Source organism: Pseudomonas sp. C8002 (assembly GCF_013385765.1).
Lineage (GTDB): Bacteria > Pseudomonadota > Gammaproteobacteria > Pseudomonadales > Pseudomonadaceae > Aquipseudomonas.
Map to the genome: position 1 here is coordinate 1 of NZ_JACAPJ010000017.1, position 15,216 is coordinate 15,216.

The window sequence follows — 15,216 nt, forward strand, 5'->3', positions numbered from 1 at the left end:
GGCCGGCTTGAGTGTTTAGAAGCCAAATCAAAAGCTAAAGCGGGCACGGTCCACTGTAGGAGCTGGCTTGCCGGCGATGGCATCACCTCGGTGTGTCTGATGCACCGAGTTGCCTGCATCGCCGGCAAGCCAGCTCCTACAGAAAAGCAGCTCTGCTTTCGCTCTGGCTTTTGCCTTTGCTTTTAACACTCAGGTCGGCTTTCAGGCCGCCGTGCTTTTGCTTTTGATTTTGATCTGCGGGCCCCGTCAACCACGATGGCCGCAAGTAGGCACGGTGGAGCGGGTAAACCGGCAAGGATGCCGGTTTAGCCGCGCCGGGCCATGGATGGACCGTCGCGGCGGCCCGCGGAACCGGGCCGGAGTGTGGGCATGCCGAGCCTAAGCGAGGCACCGAGTGGTGGGGCAGAGACCTTTTGGTTACTTTTGGCTGGGCCGGCATTCCGGGCGTTTGCCAAAAGTGACCCGCTGTAAGAGCGGAACCATAGGCGGCCGTTACCTAAATAATGGATATGTACCCCGAACAAAAACCTCAGCGCACCAAGCTCAAATCCACCCGCCCATCACGCACCGGCGGACACCAGTAATACCCCCCAGTCAACGGCTTGCTAATGCGATACAACCCATCAACAATCCCATCCTCAAGCCCACTCATCCGCCGCAGTTGGGCTTCAAACGCATCAAACGAATGCCCAAACGCCAGGAACATCAACCCCGCCTGACCATTCTCGGCCCATGGCATCGACCGCCGCACCACAAACGCCTCCGGGGTAAAACTCTCCTGAGCCGTACGCTTGGTGTGCGCCGACTCCGGCGCGTCCTCCAGCTCCTCGTTATCACCATGGCGCCGACCAATAATGTGGTCCCGCTCCAGAGCCGGCAACGCCGCAAACCCATCCAGATCATGCTGCCACTGCTGGATCGCCGCAAAACTCGCACCACCCTGCGCCACCGCAGCCTCCACCGCCGCATCATCATGCGGATTCTCAGTGCCATCCTCATAGTCGGTCAGATCAAACCCGGTCTTGTAGCGAAACCCCTCGGTCATCTGCACCAGACCAAACCCCGGCGCCAGGGCCTTCTCGAACGCCCGGCTGCGCAACAGCAACTCACCGCGATCCACACCGTGCAACCAGACCCACAGCGCCTGCTGGGTCGACGGATTCTCCGCCCCCGGCCCGCTCACATGAGGGAACGCCCGCAACCCGTCAATCCGGGCGCCAAGGGCATTGACCAGCGGCTCACCAAAACCGACCACCGCACTGGCGTCCACCAACTGCACCAGCGCATCCAGTGCGGCAGGCACGGCATCCAGCGACTCAATGGCAAAAAACAGATGGCGTGCCTGCAACGGCACCGGTGCGGCAAGAATGCCCGGCTGGTACTGACTCATGTGAACTCCTTCAAGAAAGCCGCGCAGTTTACCCGGCGAGCTCACGGTTGTGCTCAAGGTTTTCCAAGGTTCGCGGGTTAATGCGTCTAGCCCTTGCCACACGGGCCGTTGATGGGTGAATCTCTAGTCACGTTTTGCAACCATTCCAGGGGTAGCGACATGACCACCGACAACCTGCTCGCCCAGCTGTTTCCCACTGCCGCCGAGATTCCCGAGCAATTCCGGCTCGCGGCGCCCATCGAACAACGTGATTACCTGGTCGGCGGCCAGTTGCATGTGTGGAACGGCCCTTTGGCCGAAGTGCGCAGCCCGGTGCAGTTGCGCGGCACCGACGGTGACACGCCGGTGATCATCGGCAGCACCCCGCTGCTGGACGCCGACACCGCCTTGACCGCCCTCGACGCTGCCGTGGCCGCCTACGACCGTGGCCAGGGCGCGTGGCCGACCATGCGCGTGGTGGATCGCATCCAGCATGTCGAAGCGTTTTTGCGGCGTATGCGCGAACAGCGTGACGCAGTGGTCAAGCTGCTGATGTGGGAGATTGGCAAGAACCTCAAGGACTCGCAGAAAGAGTTCGACCGCACTTGCGACTACATCACCGACACCATCAACGCCCTCAAGGAACTCGACCGCCGCTCCAGCCGCTTCGAGCTGGAACAGGACACCCTGGGGCAGATCCGCCGGGTGCCGCTGGGCGTGGCACTGTGCATGGGCCCCTACAACTACCCGCTGAACGAGACCTTCACCACGCTGATCCCGGCGCTGATCATGGGCAACACCGTGGTGTTCAAGCCGGCCAAGCTCGGTGTACTGCTGATTCGCCCGTTGCTGGAGGCGTTCCGCGACAGCTTCCCTGCCGGCGTGATCAACGTGATCTACGGCAGCGGCCGCGAAACCGTCAGCGCGCTGATGGCCAGCGGCAAGATCGATATCTTTGCGTTTATCGGCACCAACAAGGCCGCCAGCGATTTGAAGAAACTGCACCCGAAACCGCACCGGCTACGCGCGGCGTTGGGCCTGGATGCAAAGAATCCCGGGATCGTGCTGCCGCAGGTCGACCTGGACAATGCGGTCAACGAAGCTGTCACCGGTTCGCTCTCGTTCAACGGCCAGCGTTGCACCGCGTTGAAGATCCTGTTTGTGCATGAGGACGTGGTCGACAGCTTTATCGAGAAATTCAACCGCAAGCTGGCGACCCTCAAGCCTGGCATGCCGTGGGAAGACGGTGTGTCGCTGACGCCACTGCCCGAGCAGGGCAAGGTGGATTACCTCGGCGGCCTGGTGACCGACGCACTGGCCCATGGCGCCAAGGTGGTGAACGAGAATGGCGGCGCCAGCCGTGGCTCGTTTTTCTACCCGGCGGTGCTGTACCCGGTGAACCCGCAGATGCGCGTGTACCACGAGGAGCAGTTCGGCCCGGTGGTGCCGATCGTGCCTTACCGCGACCTGGAGACGGTGATCGACTACGTGCTGGAGTCGGACTTCGGCCAGCAACTGAGTATCTTCGGCACCAGCCCGAGGGAAGTCGGGCGCCTGGTGGACGCGTTCGCCAACCAGGTGGGCCGGATCAACATCAATGCCCAGTGCCAGCGCGGGCCGGACAGTTTCCCGTTCAACGGGCGCAAGAACTCGGCCGAGGGCACGCTGTCGGTACATGATGCGTTGCGGGTGTTTTCGATCCGTACCCTGGTGGCGACCAAGTTCCAGGCGAGCAACAAGGAACTGGTCAGTGACATCCTGCAGGAACGCACGTCGAGCTTTCTGACCACTGACTATATTTTCTGAGCCCGACACCGATCTAAAAATGTGGGAGCGGGCTTGCTCGCGAAAGCGGTGGTTCAGTCACCGGATGTATTGACTGACACGCCGCCTTCGCGAGCAAGCCCGCTCCCACATTGGAACTGAGTGAAGCCTGAACAACGAGGTTACCCTGATACCAATGAATCTCCCTCTCTTCGCCCGCCGCTTGCTGCGTCCGTTGCTGGACCCGTACCGGCGCTACCGTCACGCCAAGTTGATCCACGCGGTGCGGGTTTCCATTGGGTTGCTCGCAACGATCCTGCTCACCACCGGCATCAACCTGCCCCATGGTGAGTGGGCCTCGGTGACGATGCTGATCGTGATCGGCGGTTTGCAGCACCACGGCAATATCGGCAAGAAAGCCGTCGAGCGCGCCTACGGCACGTTGATCGGCGCCAGCGTCGGTTTGCTGCTGGTGCTGCAACAGGCGTATCTGGGGCAGCCACTTTTGACCTATTTGCTGATGTCGGTGGTGTGTGGGTTCTTTTCCTATCACGCCATCGGCAAGGGCGGATACATCGCGTTGCTGTCGGCCATCACCGTATTTATCGTTGCGGGCCATGGCGATAATCCGATATCGGACGGGTTGTGGCGCACGGTCGACATCCTGATCGGCATCGTCCTGGCCCTGGCGTTTTCCTTCGCCCTGCCGCTGTATGCGGTGTATTCCTGGCGCTACAACCTGGCCAGTGCCTTGCGCGATTGCGCGGCGATTTATAGCCGGATCATCAGCGGCCAATCGGTCACCGATGATGAACACCTCAAGCTGCTGAATCGCCTGAACGCCGCGATGCTGCAACTACGCTCGCTGATGCCATCGGTGTCCAAGGAAGTGCGGATTTCCATGACCGAGCTGGACACCCTGCAGCGGCATTTGCGGATGTGCATCAGCACCCTGGAGATCCTCGGCAACACCCGCCCCGACCCACGGGACAAGGAAGCCCTGGCGCGCATGCAGGTGGCGTTGAAAGCCGAGCACCGGCAGATTCGGGTGCAGTTGATCGGGATGGCGCGGGCGTTGCAATCCGGGGCCACCGACCGGCTGGAACGTCCGAGCACCACGCCGACCCACGAACAGACCTTTGAAGTGCCGGTGGTCAACGCGTTGGACGGTTACCGGTTATTGACCCTGCAACTGGCAGCCAATATTGACGCCATGCGCCAGCGCCTGGCCAAGAGCGCCAGCCACTGGAAAATCTGATCAGCCCCGGTGCAGCGCCTGTATCAACAGCTGCTGCAACGCCTGTAACCGGGGCTCGGGGCTGTCCTCGGCAAAGCGCAACACGTTCGCCACTTCGGGCAGCGGCATCCGCTGGTCGAAGGGGCGATACACTTCCACGCGCTTGTCGAGATGGTCACTGCTGAGCAGGCCGATGCCCAACCCGGCGGCGATGGCCGATACCACACCCCCCACCGACCCACATTCCACCACCACCTGCCAGCGAATGCCCAAGGCGCTCAGGCGTTCCTGGGCCAGTTGCCGGTAAAAACAGCCGGGGCCGAAGGTGATCAGCCGCACGCATTCGTCAGGCGCAGGCTGCCAGCCTGGCCGGGCGCACCAGTGCACCTGTTCGGTCCACAGCAATTGGTCCCGCGCTTCGATACGCGGGATGAAATCCTGGTGCAGCGCCAGGTCCAGCTCACGGTCCACCAGGGCCTGGCGAAGCACGTGGCTCTGCTCCACCACAATTCGCACATCCAGTTGGCGGTGTTGCCGGGAAAACTGGCCGAGCAAGTTCGACAACTCGGCCATCGGCACCTGTTCGGTGGCGCCCAGGCGGATGGAACCTTGTAACTGCACCGGATTGAAATGCGTCAGCGCCGCGTCGTGGGCGCCTGCGCAACGACATCCGTGGGGCCGTGCTGCAGGTGGTGGAAAACGCCGGGCACTTTCTGATGGAGGATGCGCCGGAACGGGTGAGTGAGTACCTTGTAGACTTTATCGGCCAGGTTCACAGTAAACGCTGACTGCCATTTGTCGGGATTACACAAGCCAATAGATTTCACACTTTCTCTTACATATTTTTCACGTTTTATTCACATCCAGAGACGTAGGGTAAAGCCTCATCCGTTACAAACGTTGTAGTTAAAAACCCGCCGCCCCAGCGGGTTTTTTTTGCCCGGGATTTGAGTGGCCACACGGTTTCTGGAGAGAGGAGTCGAAGCAAACCGGCTCATTGCGAGCCGGTCTTGATGGGTCAACGAGCCACCTTGTTGACAGGCGACGCCGCTTGCTCACGTATCGCGCGCTGGGTATCGAGCACCCGCGCCAGGGCCGTTTCGGCTTCAGGACTTTGCTGCGGCACACGAATCGCCGCCGACACCAGGGTAATCAGCTTGGCCATGACCTCGGCATCCGTGGCCGGGCGTCCCAGGCTCATGGAGTTCATCAGCAAACGCAGCTCGGTACCGGCCATCACCCCGGAGATCGCCTTGAGGGCAAATTGCAGGCGCACCCCCAGCTCGTTGCGCGGCAAGTCCGGAAGCGCCAGGGCGAAGGCTTCGAAGAAGCGCTGGAACACCGGCTGGTAATGCACCTTGAGGTATTCCTGGATAAACGGCGACGTGTCGCTGTACACCCGCCCCAGGAACCGGATGAATGAACGCCCTTCCCCGCTGGCCGGGTCGCTGCGTTCCAGGCCCATGGCCGGGGCGAACAGCACCCCGAGCAAGGTGTCGCAATCCAGCGGGCCGTCGGATTCGGCTTCGCACCGGGCGAGCAACTCCAGGCGCTGCTCGTTGAGCGGCTCCAGGCGCTGCATCAGCAGGGTTTTCATCAGGGAGTCCTTGTCCCCGAAGTGGTAATTCACCGCAGCGAGATTGACCTGGGCCCTCTCGGTTATCTGCCGCAACAAAACAGCGTCATAGCCGTATTTGATGAAAAGAGCCTCTGTCGCATCCAGCAATCGGGTCTTGGTAACGTTTGGAGCGCTGAGTTTCTTCGCGACCATAGGGATTGGGGTTCCACTGCGGAAATATTGTTTTAAAAATTAATTTGATTTTTTATACCGGGGCCGCTGCCTGAAAGCAAGTAGTGACACAGCGCCATACTATTCAAAGCCAACAGCAACGGGCTCATTGAGGGTAGCTGATGGATTTTTTCAGCGCCGGAAACGTTCCTTTGAAGAATCGTTTCAAAGGGTAAAACCGCTCTATATCCATGGCTGGCGGAACGGCTGGATCGCGGTTAGTATTCAAACAATATTTTAAAAACAAGAAATAAAACCAGTCCGTGACGTGTACCAGGCAGCTCCTGAACTTGTTACAAGGATTTTCGGGGGAAGCACGGCGCTGTCGAGGCTGCAGGCGTAGTCATGATGACAGATACCCCCGCGCACCCAGGCTTTATCTCCTTGCAAGGCATCGGCAAAAGCTATCAGCTGGCCGGTCAACACCTGTCGATTCTCAATGATGTATGCCTGGCCATCGAAACCGGTGACAGCTGCGGCATCCTCGGCGCCTCCGGCTCCGGCAAAAGTACCCTGCTCAATATTCTCGGCCTGCTGGATTTGCCCGACTGCGGCCAGTACCGCTTTGCCGGCCATGACATCTTCAGCGCCAGCCCCGATCAACTGGCCGCGATCCGCAATCAGCAGATCGGTTTCGTCTTCCAGAGTTTCAACCTGCTGCCACGCCTCAGTGCCCTGGACAACGTCGCCCTGCCCCTGAGCTACCGCGGCGTGTCACGCCACGACTCGGTGGAACAGGCCCTGCGCATGCTCGACCAGGTGGGCCTGGCCGAGCGCGCCCACCATCGCCCGGCCGACCTTTCCGGCGGCCAGCGCCAACGGGTCGCCATCGCCCGGGCATTGGTCGGCAACCCGTCGGTGATCCTCGCCGACGAGCCCACCGGCAACCTCGACAGCACCACCGCCCAGGAGATCATGGACCTGTTGCTGGCGCTCAATCGCGAGCAGCAGGTGACGCTGATCATCGTCACCCACGACCCGCACATTGCCGAACGCCTGAATCGCAAGATCCTGGTGCGCAATGGTGTGGTGCAAGAGGCCGGGCGCCTATGAGCCTGCGGGTCGAACAAAGCCTGAGCCAATTGCTGCACGAGGCGTTTGTCAGCCTGCGCACATTGGGCAAGCGCTCGATCCTGGCCTTGCTGGGCATCGTCATCGGCAGTTCCTCGGTGGTGGCGCTGATCAATATCGGGCACAACGCCGCCGAAGACGCGGCGATGATTTTCAAGGACATGGGCACCGACACCCTGGTGGCGCAATTCCCGCCCAGGGGTGCCAGCACTGCGCAAATGCCCGCCAGCCTGGACCTGGAAGCCGTGCGCCGCAGCGTTCCAGGCATTGCCCATATCGGTGCGGTCTCGCTGTTCAGCGGGCCAGTGGTGTTCCATGGCCGTACCTGGAACGCAAGCCTCGTCGGCAGTACGCCAGACCTCAAGGATGCCATGCGCCTGTCGGTGCGCGACGGGCGCTTCCTGTCGAGTTTCGATGCTGGGGAAACCTATGCGGTCGTCGGTGACCAGGTCGTCCAGGCCTTGAGCGTGCCCGGCGACCCGCTGCAACTGGGCGACCGGGTACGTATCAACGATTACCTGTTCCTGATCGTGGGCATTCTGCACAGCCAGCCCCGGGCAATGCTGATTCCCGTACAGGCCAACGAATCGCTGTTCGTCCCCGCCCCGGGCATGCGCCGGATCTACGCCAGCCCGCAAATCGGCAACGTGATCATCCGTGCCACCCCCGGCCAGGATATGGAACGCCTCGCCCAGGACTCAGCCGTGGCACTGCGAGCCCAGCTCACCGACCACGATGTCGACATTCAGGTACCCCAGCAAATGATCGATGGCATGACCCGCCAAAGCCGGACCTTCGCCTACCTGCTGCTGGCCCTGGGCGCGATCTCCCTGGTGGGCGGCGGCGTCGGCGTGATGAACGTGATGCTGATGAACGTCTCGGAGCGGCGCCGGGAAATCGGGATTCGCATGGCCCTCGGGGCGCGCCAGCGCGACATTCGCAACCTGTTCCTGCTGGAAGCCGTGACCCTGACCGCCGTGGGTGCGGTATGCGGCGCGGTACTGGGCATGACCGCCGCGTACCTGTATGCCAGGCTGTCCGGCTGGCAGTTTTCCCTGGCGGTGGCCGCGCTGCCGCTCGGGGTCGGCAGCACGTTGCTGGTGGGGCTGTTTTTCGGGATCTATCCGGCGGTGTCGGCCTCGCGGCTGCAGCCGGTGGAGGCCCTGCGCGATGAATAAACGGCTGCTGTTGTTGACCGCCTTGGTAAGCCTGCACAGCGTGGCCGCCGACGTGGTGATTCGCCCCTCCGCGCCCAGTACCACCCGCAGTGGCTATGAACACAGCGTGTCGCTGAATGCCCAGTCCACCACCCTGACCCTGGGGGATGCGGTGTACCTGGGCCTGCGCAACAACCCGGCGATTCGCAGCGCGTACCTGCAACGGGTGGCGCAGAAATTCGACCTGCGGGTAGCTGAAGACACGTTCAACCCCAAGCTGACCCTGAACAGCTACTACCGCACGACTAAAGGCACTGAAGACAGCTCCCGCAACGCTAACCTCGCGCCTAATGCCACCTTGCTCGGTGAGTACGGCACGCGCCTGAGCATGAACTGGACCCAACAACTGAACAACGCCGATCGCGCCGGACGCTACCGCAGCGACGGCCTCGACCTGTCGCTGATCCAACCGCTGATGCGCGGTGCCGGCTGGGACGCCACCACCGCCCCGCTGCGCCTGTCACGCTTGTCGGAACAGGCCAACCGCCTGAACCTCAAGGCCAACGTGGCGCAAACCATCAGCAACATCATCGCCACCTACCGCGAGTTGCTGCGGGCCCAGGAACAACTGAGCATCGTGCAGGACGCCCTCAAGCGCTCCGGCACCTTGCTTGAAGTGAACAAGGCGCTGATCAGCGCCGGGCGTATGGCCGAGTTCGAGATTGTGCAGACCGAAGCCGATATCGCCACCCAGCAACTGGGGGTGGAAGAAGCCCAGAACCAACTGGACACCAGCCGCCTGGCCCTGCTGCGCCTGCTGGCCCTCGACCTGTCGACACCGATCCGCGCCACCGAGGCCCTTGAAGCCAGGCCCATGGACATCGATAAACGCCAGGCTTTCGTGCTGGCGCAGAACCAGCAGCCGGAATACCTCGCCACCCTGCTCGGCAGCCAGCAGGCCGACCTCAACCTGGTGATCGCCAAGGACTCCGGCCGCTGGCAAGTGGACCTGGTGGCCGGTGCCAACCAGATTCGGGCCGCCACCAATGACGATAACGGCTACAACAGCAACCGGCGCTGGGACAGCTACGCGGGCGTGCAGGTGCAGATTCCCATCGGCGACATCAGCACTCGCCAGGCCGAGGTGCACGCGCGGGTCGATGTGGAAAACCAGGAGATCATCATCGCCGACGCCCGCCAGCAACTGGAGCGCGACGTCAACGATGTGGTGCGCGACCTGGGCACTCGCTGGCGCCAGTATGAAATTTCCCAGCGGGCGGTAGAGTTGTCCAAGCGCAAGATCGAAATCGAACGGGAAAAACTCAGCGCCGGGCGCTCCACGAACTTCCAGGTATTGAGTTTCGAAACCGACTTGCGCAACGCCGAGAACTCGCGGCTCAATGCGCTGATTGCCTATTTGAACGCCCAGACTCAGCTCGACTTGACCTTGGGCATGACGCTGGAAAGTTGGGAAATCGCCCTCAATGACTACTAATAAGAAGCGCCTGTTGGGCGCCGTGTTGATTGTGCTGGTGGCCGGCGTCGGCATCTCGCTGCTCAGCCGTCAAAGCCCGGCCGCCAACCAGCCCGGCAACGCCGAGCAGTGGCTGGCGGTGAAGGTCGACCCGCTGGTGCATCAGATCGGCCTGGTGGGCAAGATCGAGCCTGACACCACCATCACCCTCACCGCGCCGTTCGACGGTAATGTGCAGGCCAACCTGGTGGAACAGGGCCAGCGGGTCGAGGCCGGGCAGGTGCTGCTGCGCATGGACCCGGCCACCCTCGAAGTGCAACTGCGCGACGCCCTCTCCGCCCAGCTCAAGGCCCGGCGCACGGTGCAGGAAATGCAGGACTGGGACAGCGGCCAGCAAGTCGGGCGCGCCCGCCGCACCCTGCGCACTGCCGAAATGACCGCCAGCAACACCCAGCGCAAACTCACCGAAAGCGAAAACCTGTTCAAGCGCGGCATCATCCCGCGCAACGAACTCGACGACCTGAAACAGCAGGCCACCCAGCAACAACTCGACCTGACGGCCGCTCGCGCTGAGCTGCAACAGACCGTTGAACAAGGCAAGGGCGAATACCGGCAGATCGCCGATATGGAGCTGACCAACGCCACGGTGAAATATGAAGCCCTGCGCACCCTGCTCGATGGCAAGGAGGTCAAGGCACCGTTCTCCGGCATCGTAGTGCCGGCGCCGGGCAGTAACTCATCGACCCAGGGCAGCGGGAACAATAACGCGCCGGTGCAGGCCGGGAGCAAGGTCAGCCAGGGCCAGGTGCTGTTTGGACTGGCGAATATCGAGAAGCTGAAAATCGTCGCCAAGGTGTCGGAGCTGGACATCAACCAGTTGCACCAGGGGCAGGCGGTGGAGGTGATGGGCGACGGGTTTGATGGGGAACGGCTGACGGGGTCGGTCAGCGTGGTCAGTGGCCTGGCAATTGCCAGCGACAGCCAGGGCAGCGCGCAGTTTCCGGTGACCCTGTCGATTCCGAAGCTGACCCCGCAACAGTTGCAACGGGTAAGGTTGGGGATGAGTGCGCGGTTGACCATTGTGACCTACAACAATGACCAGGCGATTGTCGTACCGGCCCAGGCGATCAGTCGCGGGGATGGGGTGATGACGGTGGAATATCGGGCAGCGATGGATAAACCGGTGGAGCGGGTGACGGTGACCACCGGGCAGTCGACGGCCCAGGGGGTTGAAGTGTTTGGGTTGAAGCCTGGGTTTGTGAAGGTCGGTCCATGAACCCGACCTGTAGGAGCTGGCTTGCCTGCGATAGCAATCTCTCAGTTGATAAAGATGCAGCTGACCCACCGCTATCACAGGCAAGCCAGCTCCCACATTAGATTCAGAGGTGTGCCAACCTCGCGGCCAGCGCCTTGGCCTGAATCGCGACATCCGTCACTGCGGTACTTTCCCACCACATCCCGCGCAACGGCGGCCCCATGGCAAACAGCCGCCGGCTGACATTCCCGTAGGCATCCAGCACCGCCCCCGACACATCCGCCGCAATCCCCAACGCCAACGGCCCGGGCTGAATCAGCCCGCGCTTGAGCAACTGCCTGGGCAACGGCCGAGCCACGCGCCGCCAGTCATATTCAATCCCGCTGGAGTTGATCAGCGCTGCCCCCGACACCTGCACCACATCCTGCTCTCCACGATGACGCAGGCGGATCGTCACCTCACCTTGCGAAGGTACCAGCCCCTTGTACGAAGCCGCCCGGATCCGCAGCCGCCCTTCCCCATGCAACCGCGCCACCAACTCGGCACTCAACGGCGGCGAACGGTGGTGGTGGCTTTCCCACCAGGGCCGCACATGCCGCACGAACTGACGTTTCTCGCCCTCGCTGGCCTGGCTCCACAACCGCCCGATGTTGGCACGCACGGTGTCCAGCGGCGCTTGCCAGTCAATCCCCTGCTCCAGCGCGAGCCGGCATTGGCGCCGCACCTCCCGCAGCAATTGCCGGGGGCTGCGCAGGCTGTGGTCTTCTCCCAGGAAGTCGACCCAGGCCGGCGGCTGCCGACGGACATGGGGCAACAGGCCGTGGCGCGAAAAAATCTCGATGGGCCCGCGATGGCCCGCCTGTTCCAGGGACACCACGGCGTCCACCATGGTCAGCCCGGAACCGATGATCAGCACGGTGGATTGCGGGTCCAGTTGGGTCATGGCCGGTACATCCCACGGGTCGACGGCAGCGGCATTCAAGCCGCTGGATTCGGTCTGTGGCGTGCGTGCCGCCGGGAACATGCCGGTGGCCAATACCGCACAGGCACCGCGCAGTTGCTGGCCGTCGCTCAAGGTCAGCCGTGTGGCGTGTTCATCCACCTCAAGGTCTGTCACCTCGGCGCGAATGTGCTCGACGGTCGACGCGGAAATCGCCTTGGCCTCGGCCAGCCGCTGCTGCGCGTACAGGCCAAAAATCCCGCGGGGCGGAAACAGTTCGCTGATGGGCACGTGCTGCTGGTCCGACTCGGGCCAGCCGCCGCCGGCGATGTAGGCGGTCAGCCACTGGGTCAGGTCATCGGCGTTGTCCGGGTCGACGCTCATGCGCGCGGCGTTGCCGTTCAAGGTGTGCCCAAGCTCTACCGCACTGTAGGCCTCGCCGCGCCCCAGTTCCTGGCGCGGCTCGATCACCAGGATCTGCCGCGTGCCCGGCAGGCGCAGCAACTGCACCGCCAGCATCGTCCCGCTCAGGCCGCCGCCGACAATCAGCACATCGGCGTTGCGAATGGCGCTCGTCGCCTGTCCGCGTTCGGTTTCACTCATGAAATTGCGCCCTTACTGTCTGCCTGAATGGTTGTGGTAAAAATCGCCCCGTGCAGTATCCAGCACATCGACCCGGGACGCCTAGTTCAGCCCGACTGCGGGAAGCCCAGGCTCTGGCCGCTAATCAGCCATTGCTCCAGCACCGTCGCCAGGCCGCCTTGCCAATGGGTGCTTTCCCCGCTCCACAATTCGGTCTTGCCCGAAGGCTGCCACCAGCGACAGAGCCGTTGTGAGGTGTCCACAGGGTCGATCCGTCGCACCATCGCCAACGGCTGGAACCCAGGGGCATACGCGTGGGTAGGCCGGATGCGCCACACTTGTTGCTGCAGGGCAGCGGGCTCGAGGTCATCCGCCAGGGTCAGGATCTGGCCACCGATCACCTGGGCGGCCAGGGCCAGCAGCAATAGGCCGGGTTCGAAGGCACCGCTGAGGGCCAGCCGCGACTGCTCGGTAAAGCCCTGCTGACGCAAGCCATCAGCCAGGCGCTCGACATCCCGCAACGCATCGATCCAGCGCCAGGCATACCACTGGCCGTCACGCTTGTGGCGCAGGGCGCTGTGCAACGGGGTCACCTGTGCCCAATGGCGCAACTGCGCCAACGCCTCGGGCAACACCGTAACCCGTTCGGCGGGCCATTCCACATCCAGCGCAAGTTCAAGTTCATGCACGCTCATAGGGTGATGCTCCTATTGGTGAAACAAGCATGCGGTGGTCCGCTGGCCGGATTTATGTGGGCGGCGGTGGGACGGCTCGACTCGCTCGCGAAAACGGTGCTTCAGGCAACATCAATGCTGAATGTCAGTCCGCATTCGCGAGCAAGCCCGCTCCCACATTTGTTTTATGTACACCCGACAAATCACGATAGCTGGCCCCCGGGTGGTTGTCCGCCAACCGCGCGCCGTCCCCAAACAATTTCTCCCGCAGGGTGCCCTGGGCATATTCGGTCTTGTACACGCCGCGCTTCTGCAACTCGGGCACCAGCAACTCGACCGCGTCGATAAAGGTCTCGTGGGTCAGTGCATAGGCCAGGTTGAAGCCGTCCACATCGGTCTCTTCAACCCATTCCTGCAACAGATCGGCCACGGTTTCCGGGCCGCCGACGAACAACGGGCCGAAGCCGCCGATGCCGACCCAGTCTGCCAGTTCATTCGGGGTCCAGACCTTGTTCGGGTCGGCAGTGGAGAAGGCTTCCACCGCCGATTGAATGGCGTTGGTATGCACATGCTTGAGGGGTTCATCGGGCTTGAACTGGCTGAAGTCGATGCCGGTCCAGCCGGAGATCAGGGCCATCGCGCCTTCGTAGCTGACGTAGGATTTGTATTCGTCGAATTTGGCCTTGGCCTTGGCATCGGTCTCGCCAACGATCACCGTCTGCAAGTTGAAGATCAGGATTTTCTTCGGGTCACGCCCCGCCTCGGCCGCACGGCGGCGGATATCGGCAACGGTTTTCTTCAGCAGCACCTTCGACGGTGCGGCAACGAACACGCATTCGGCCTGTTCGGCGGCGAACTGTTTGCCACGGCTCGACGCCCCGGCCTGGTACAGCACCGGCGTGCGTTGTGGCGACGGTTCGCACAGGTGAATGCCGGGCACCTGGAAGTGTTTGCCGACGTGGCGGATCTCGTGGATCTTGCTCGGGTCGCTGAAGATCCGCCGTTCGCGGTCGCGTAACACCGCGCCCTCTTCCCAGCTGCCTTCCCAGAGCTTGTAGCAAACCTCCAGGTATTCCTCGGCGTAGTCGTAGCGCGCATCGTGTTCGGTCTGGGCTTTCTGGCCGAGGTTCTTCGCGCCGCTTTCCAGGTACGAGGTGACGATGTTCCAGCCGACCCGGCCCTTGGTCAGGTGGTCGAGGGTGGAAAGGCGCCGGGCGAACGGGTACGGGTGTTCGAAGGACAGTGAAGCGGTGAGGCCAAAACCCAGGTGTTCGGTGACCAGCGCCATGGGTGCGATCAGCGACAGCGGGTCGTTGACCGGCACCTGGGTCGCCTGGCGAATCGCTGCGTCACCGTTGCCGTTATAGACGTCGTAGATGCCCAGCACGTCGGCGATGAACAGGCCGTCGAACTTGCCGCGCTCGAGAATTTTTGCCAGGTCGGTCCAGTATTCCAGGTCCTTGTACTGCCATGAGCGGTCACGCGGGTGGGCCCACAGGCCCGGCGACTGGTGGCCGACACAGTTCATGTCGAAGGCATTCAAACGGATTTCACGAGGCATTAAACGTTACTCCGGGGGGCGACACCGTTGAGGTGGTAGTTGCCGACAATCTGGTATTTCCAGCGCAGGGGATCATCAAGGGTCGGCGGCAGCGCAGTACGCTGGCCGGTGAGTTCGAATTCGGCGTTGCTGACAGCGATGAGGGCCTCGGCAGCCGCTATCTGGGCTTCTGTGAGGGCCACCGGGCCTGGGTGGGTTTCGGCACGCTCAAACAAAGCAGCCGCTACCTCCACGCGAATCTGCAAATCGCCAAAGCGGCTGATCACGTAGGGGTCATCACTTTTCTCGACAAAGCGCCGGGTGCTTTCCAGCAGTTGGCGCGCCTGATTCAGTGCGGTCATGG

At 62.4% G+C, this 15,216-nt stretch carries 13 protein-coding genes and 1 pseudogene; 7 read left to right on the forward strand and 7 right to left on the reverse strand.

What is annotated here, in order from left to right; translation table 11 throughout:
- Positions 1 to 186: pseudogene (locus HX814_RS31340) on the forward strand (hypothetical protein); the annotation flags it as partial.
- A gap of 343 nt (positions 187 to 529) precedes the next feature.
- On the opposite strand, the gene HX814_RS22590 reads toward HX814_RS31340, so the two are convergent.
- Positions 530 to 1,390 (reverse strand): Dyp-type peroxidase, encoded by an 861-nt coding sequence (locus tag HX814_RS22590; protein ID WP_102369500.1) that lies wholly within the window; start codon positions 1,388 to 1,390, stop codon positions 530 to 532.
- A gap of 159 nt (positions 1,391 to 1,549) precedes the next feature.
- Here HX814_RS22590 and HX814_RS22595 point away from each other — a divergent pair, with 159 nt between their 5' ends.
- Together HX814_RS22595 and HX814_RS22600 are read left to right on the forward strand one after the other, a co-directional pair.
- A complete protein-coding gene (locus tag HX814_RS22595; protein ID WP_102369501.1) occupies positions 1,550 to 3,175 on the forward strand; it encodes an NADP-dependent glyceraldehyde-3-phosphate dehydrogenase in 1,626 nt (541 codons plus the stop codon).
- 154 nt (positions 3,176 to 3,329) lie between these two features.
- The gene (locus HX814_RS22600) at positions 3,330 to 4,391 is read left to right on the forward strand and encodes an FUSC family protein (protein WP_003211716.1); all 1,062 of its coding nucleotides are present in this window, start codon (positions 3,330 to 3,332) and stop codon (positions 4,389 to 4,391) included.
- Here HX814_RS22600 and HX814_RS22605 read toward each other — a convergent pair whose 3' ends face one another.
- Both HX814_RS22605 and HX814_RS22610 read right to left on the reverse strand, forming a co-directional pair.
- Complete coding sequence (locus tag HX814_RS22605; RefSeq protein ID WP_371318533.1) at positions 4,392 to 4,991, reverse strand: LysR substrate-binding domain-containing protein; 600 nt, start codon at positions 4,989 to 4,991, stop codon at positions 4,392 to 4,394.
- A 397-nt stretch (positions 4,992 to 5,388) separates the two neighbouring features.
- Positions 5,389 to 6,141: a TetR/AcrR family transcriptional regulator gene (locus HX814_RS22610; protein WP_003211721.1), complete on the reverse strand. Its 753-nt coding sequence runs from the start codon at positions 6,139 to 6,141 to the stop codon at positions 5,389 to 5,391.
- 363 nt (positions 6,142 to 6,504) lie between these two features.
- Between HX814_RS22610 and HX814_RS22615 the strand changes: the two genes are divergently transcribed.
- From HX814_RS22615 to HX814_RS22630, 4 genes are read left to right on the forward strand one after another with little or no spacing between them, the layout of a single operon-like run.
- Positions 6,505 to 7,212: an ABC transporter ATP-binding protein gene (locus HX814_RS22615; protein ID WP_023658970.1), complete on the forward strand. Its 708-nt coding sequence runs from the start codon at positions 6,505 to 6,507 to the stop codon at positions 7,210 to 7,212.
- Positions 7,209 to 8,408, forward strand: coding sequence for an ABC transporter permease (locus HX814_RS22620; RefSeq protein ID WP_003211725.1), 1,200 nt, complete (start codon positions 7,209 to 7,211; stop codon positions 8,406 to 8,408). Before HX814_RS22615 ends, HX814_RS22620 begins: the two co-directional genes overlap by 4 nt.
- On the forward strand, positions 8,401 to 9,882 hold the full coding sequence (locus HX814_RS22625; RefSeq protein ID WP_177009150.1) for a TolC family protein: 1,482 nt from the start codon (positions 8,401 to 8,403) through the stop codon (positions 9,880 to 9,882). Before HX814_RS22620 ends, HX814_RS22625 begins: the two co-directional genes overlap by 8 nt.
- Positions 9,872 to 11,137, forward strand: a complete 1,266-nt coding sequence (locus tag HX814_RS22630; protein WP_177009149.1) for an efflux RND transporter periplasmic adaptor subunit — start codon at positions 9,872 to 9,874, stop codon at positions 11,135 to 11,137. Before HX814_RS22625 ends, HX814_RS22630 begins: the two co-directional genes overlap by 11 nt.
- A gap of 103 nt (positions 11,138 to 11,240) precedes the next feature.
- Here the strand turns inward: HX814_RS22630 and HX814_RS22635 are convergent, their stop codons facing one another.
- The 4 genes from HX814_RS22635 to HX814_RS22650 all read right to left on the reverse strand — a co-directional run bounded on the left by HX814_RS22635 (position 11,241) and on the right by HX814_RS22650 (position 15,214).
- Positions 11,241 to 12,659 (reverse strand): FAD/NAD(P)-binding protein, encoded by a 1,419-nt coding sequence (locus tag HX814_RS22635; RefSeq protein ID WP_177009148.1) that lies wholly within the window; start codon positions 12,657 to 12,659, stop codon positions 11,241 to 11,243.
- An 86-nt stretch (positions 12,660 to 12,745) separates the two neighbouring features.
- Positions 12,746 to 13,333 (reverse strand): hypothetical protein, encoded by a 588-nt coding sequence (locus HX814_RS22640; protein WP_177009147.1) that lies wholly within the window; start codon positions 13,331 to 13,333, stop codon positions 12,746 to 12,748.
- 124 nt (positions 13,334 to 13,457) lie between these two features.
- The gene (locus HX814_RS22645; protein WP_003211735.1) at positions 13,458 to 14,873 is read right to left on the reverse strand and encodes an LLM class flavin-dependent oxidoreductase; all 1,416 of its coding nucleotides are present in this window, start codon (positions 14,871 to 14,873) and stop codon (positions 13,458 to 13,460) included.
- On the reverse strand, positions 14,873 to 15,214 hold the full coding sequence (locus HX814_RS22650) for a hypothetical protein (RefSeq protein ID WP_003211737.1): 342 nt from the start codon (positions 15,212 to 15,214) through the stop codon (positions 14,873 to 14,875). The genes HX814_RS22645 and HX814_RS22650 overlap by 1 nt, the downstream gene beginning before the upstream one ends.
- Between the last annotated feature and the right edge of the window lie 2 nt (positions 15,215 to 15,216).

What these genes read in the sequence shown, in the direction of transcription:
- HX814_RS22620 (WP_003211725.1), top strand. Translation starts at nt 7,209, where the DNA reads ATGAGCCTGCGGGTCGAACAAAGCCTGAGCCAATTGCTGCACGAGGCG.
- HX814_RS22615 (WP_023658970.1), top strand. Translation starts at nt 6,505, where the DNA reads ATGATGACAGATACCCCCGCGCACCCAGGCTTTATCTCCTTGCAAGGC.
- HX814_RS22590 (WP_102369500.1), bottom strand. Translation starts at nt 1,390, where the DNA reads ATGAGTCAGTACCAGCCGGGCATTCTTGCCGCACCGGTGCCGTTGCAG.
- HX814_RS22630 (WP_177009149.1), top strand. Translation starts at nt 9,872, where the DNA reads ATGACTACTAATAAGAAGCGCCTGTTGGGCGCCGTGTTGATTGTGCTG.
- HX814_RS22640 (WP_177009147.1), bottom strand. Translation starts at nt 13,333, where the DNA reads ATGAGCGTGCATGAACTTGAACTTGCGCTGGATGTGGAATGGCCCGCC.
- HX814_RS22650 (WP_003211737.1), bottom strand. Translation starts at nt 15,214, where the DNA reads ATGACCGCACTGAATCAGGCGCGCCAACTGCTGGAAAGCACCCGGCGC.
- HX814_RS22635 (WP_177009148.1), bottom strand. Translation starts at nt 12,659, where the DNA reads ATGAGTGAAACCGAACGCGGACAGGCGACGAGCGCCATTCGCAACGCC.
- HX814_RS22645 (WP_003211735.1), bottom strand. Translation starts at nt 14,873, where the DNA reads ATGCCTCGTGAAATCCGTTTGAATGCCTTCGACATGAACTGTGTCGGC.
- HX814_RS22610 (WP_003211721.1), bottom strand. Translation starts at nt 6,141, where the DNA reads ATGGTCGCGAAGAAACTCAGCGCTCCAAACGTTACCAAGACCCGATTG.
- HX814_RS22600 (WP_003211716.1), top strand. Translation starts at nt 3,330, where the DNA reads ATGAATCTCCCTCTCTTCGCCCGCCGCTTGCTGCGTCCGTTGCTGGAC.
- HX814_RS22595 (WP_102369501.1), top strand. Translation starts at nt 1,550, where the DNA reads ATGACCACCGACAACCTGCTCGCCCAGCTGTTTCCCACTGCCGCCGAG.
- HX814_RS22625 (WP_177009150.1), top strand. Translation starts at nt 8,401, where the DNA reads ATGAATAAACGGCTGCTGTTGTTGACCGCCTTGGTAAGCCTGCACAGC.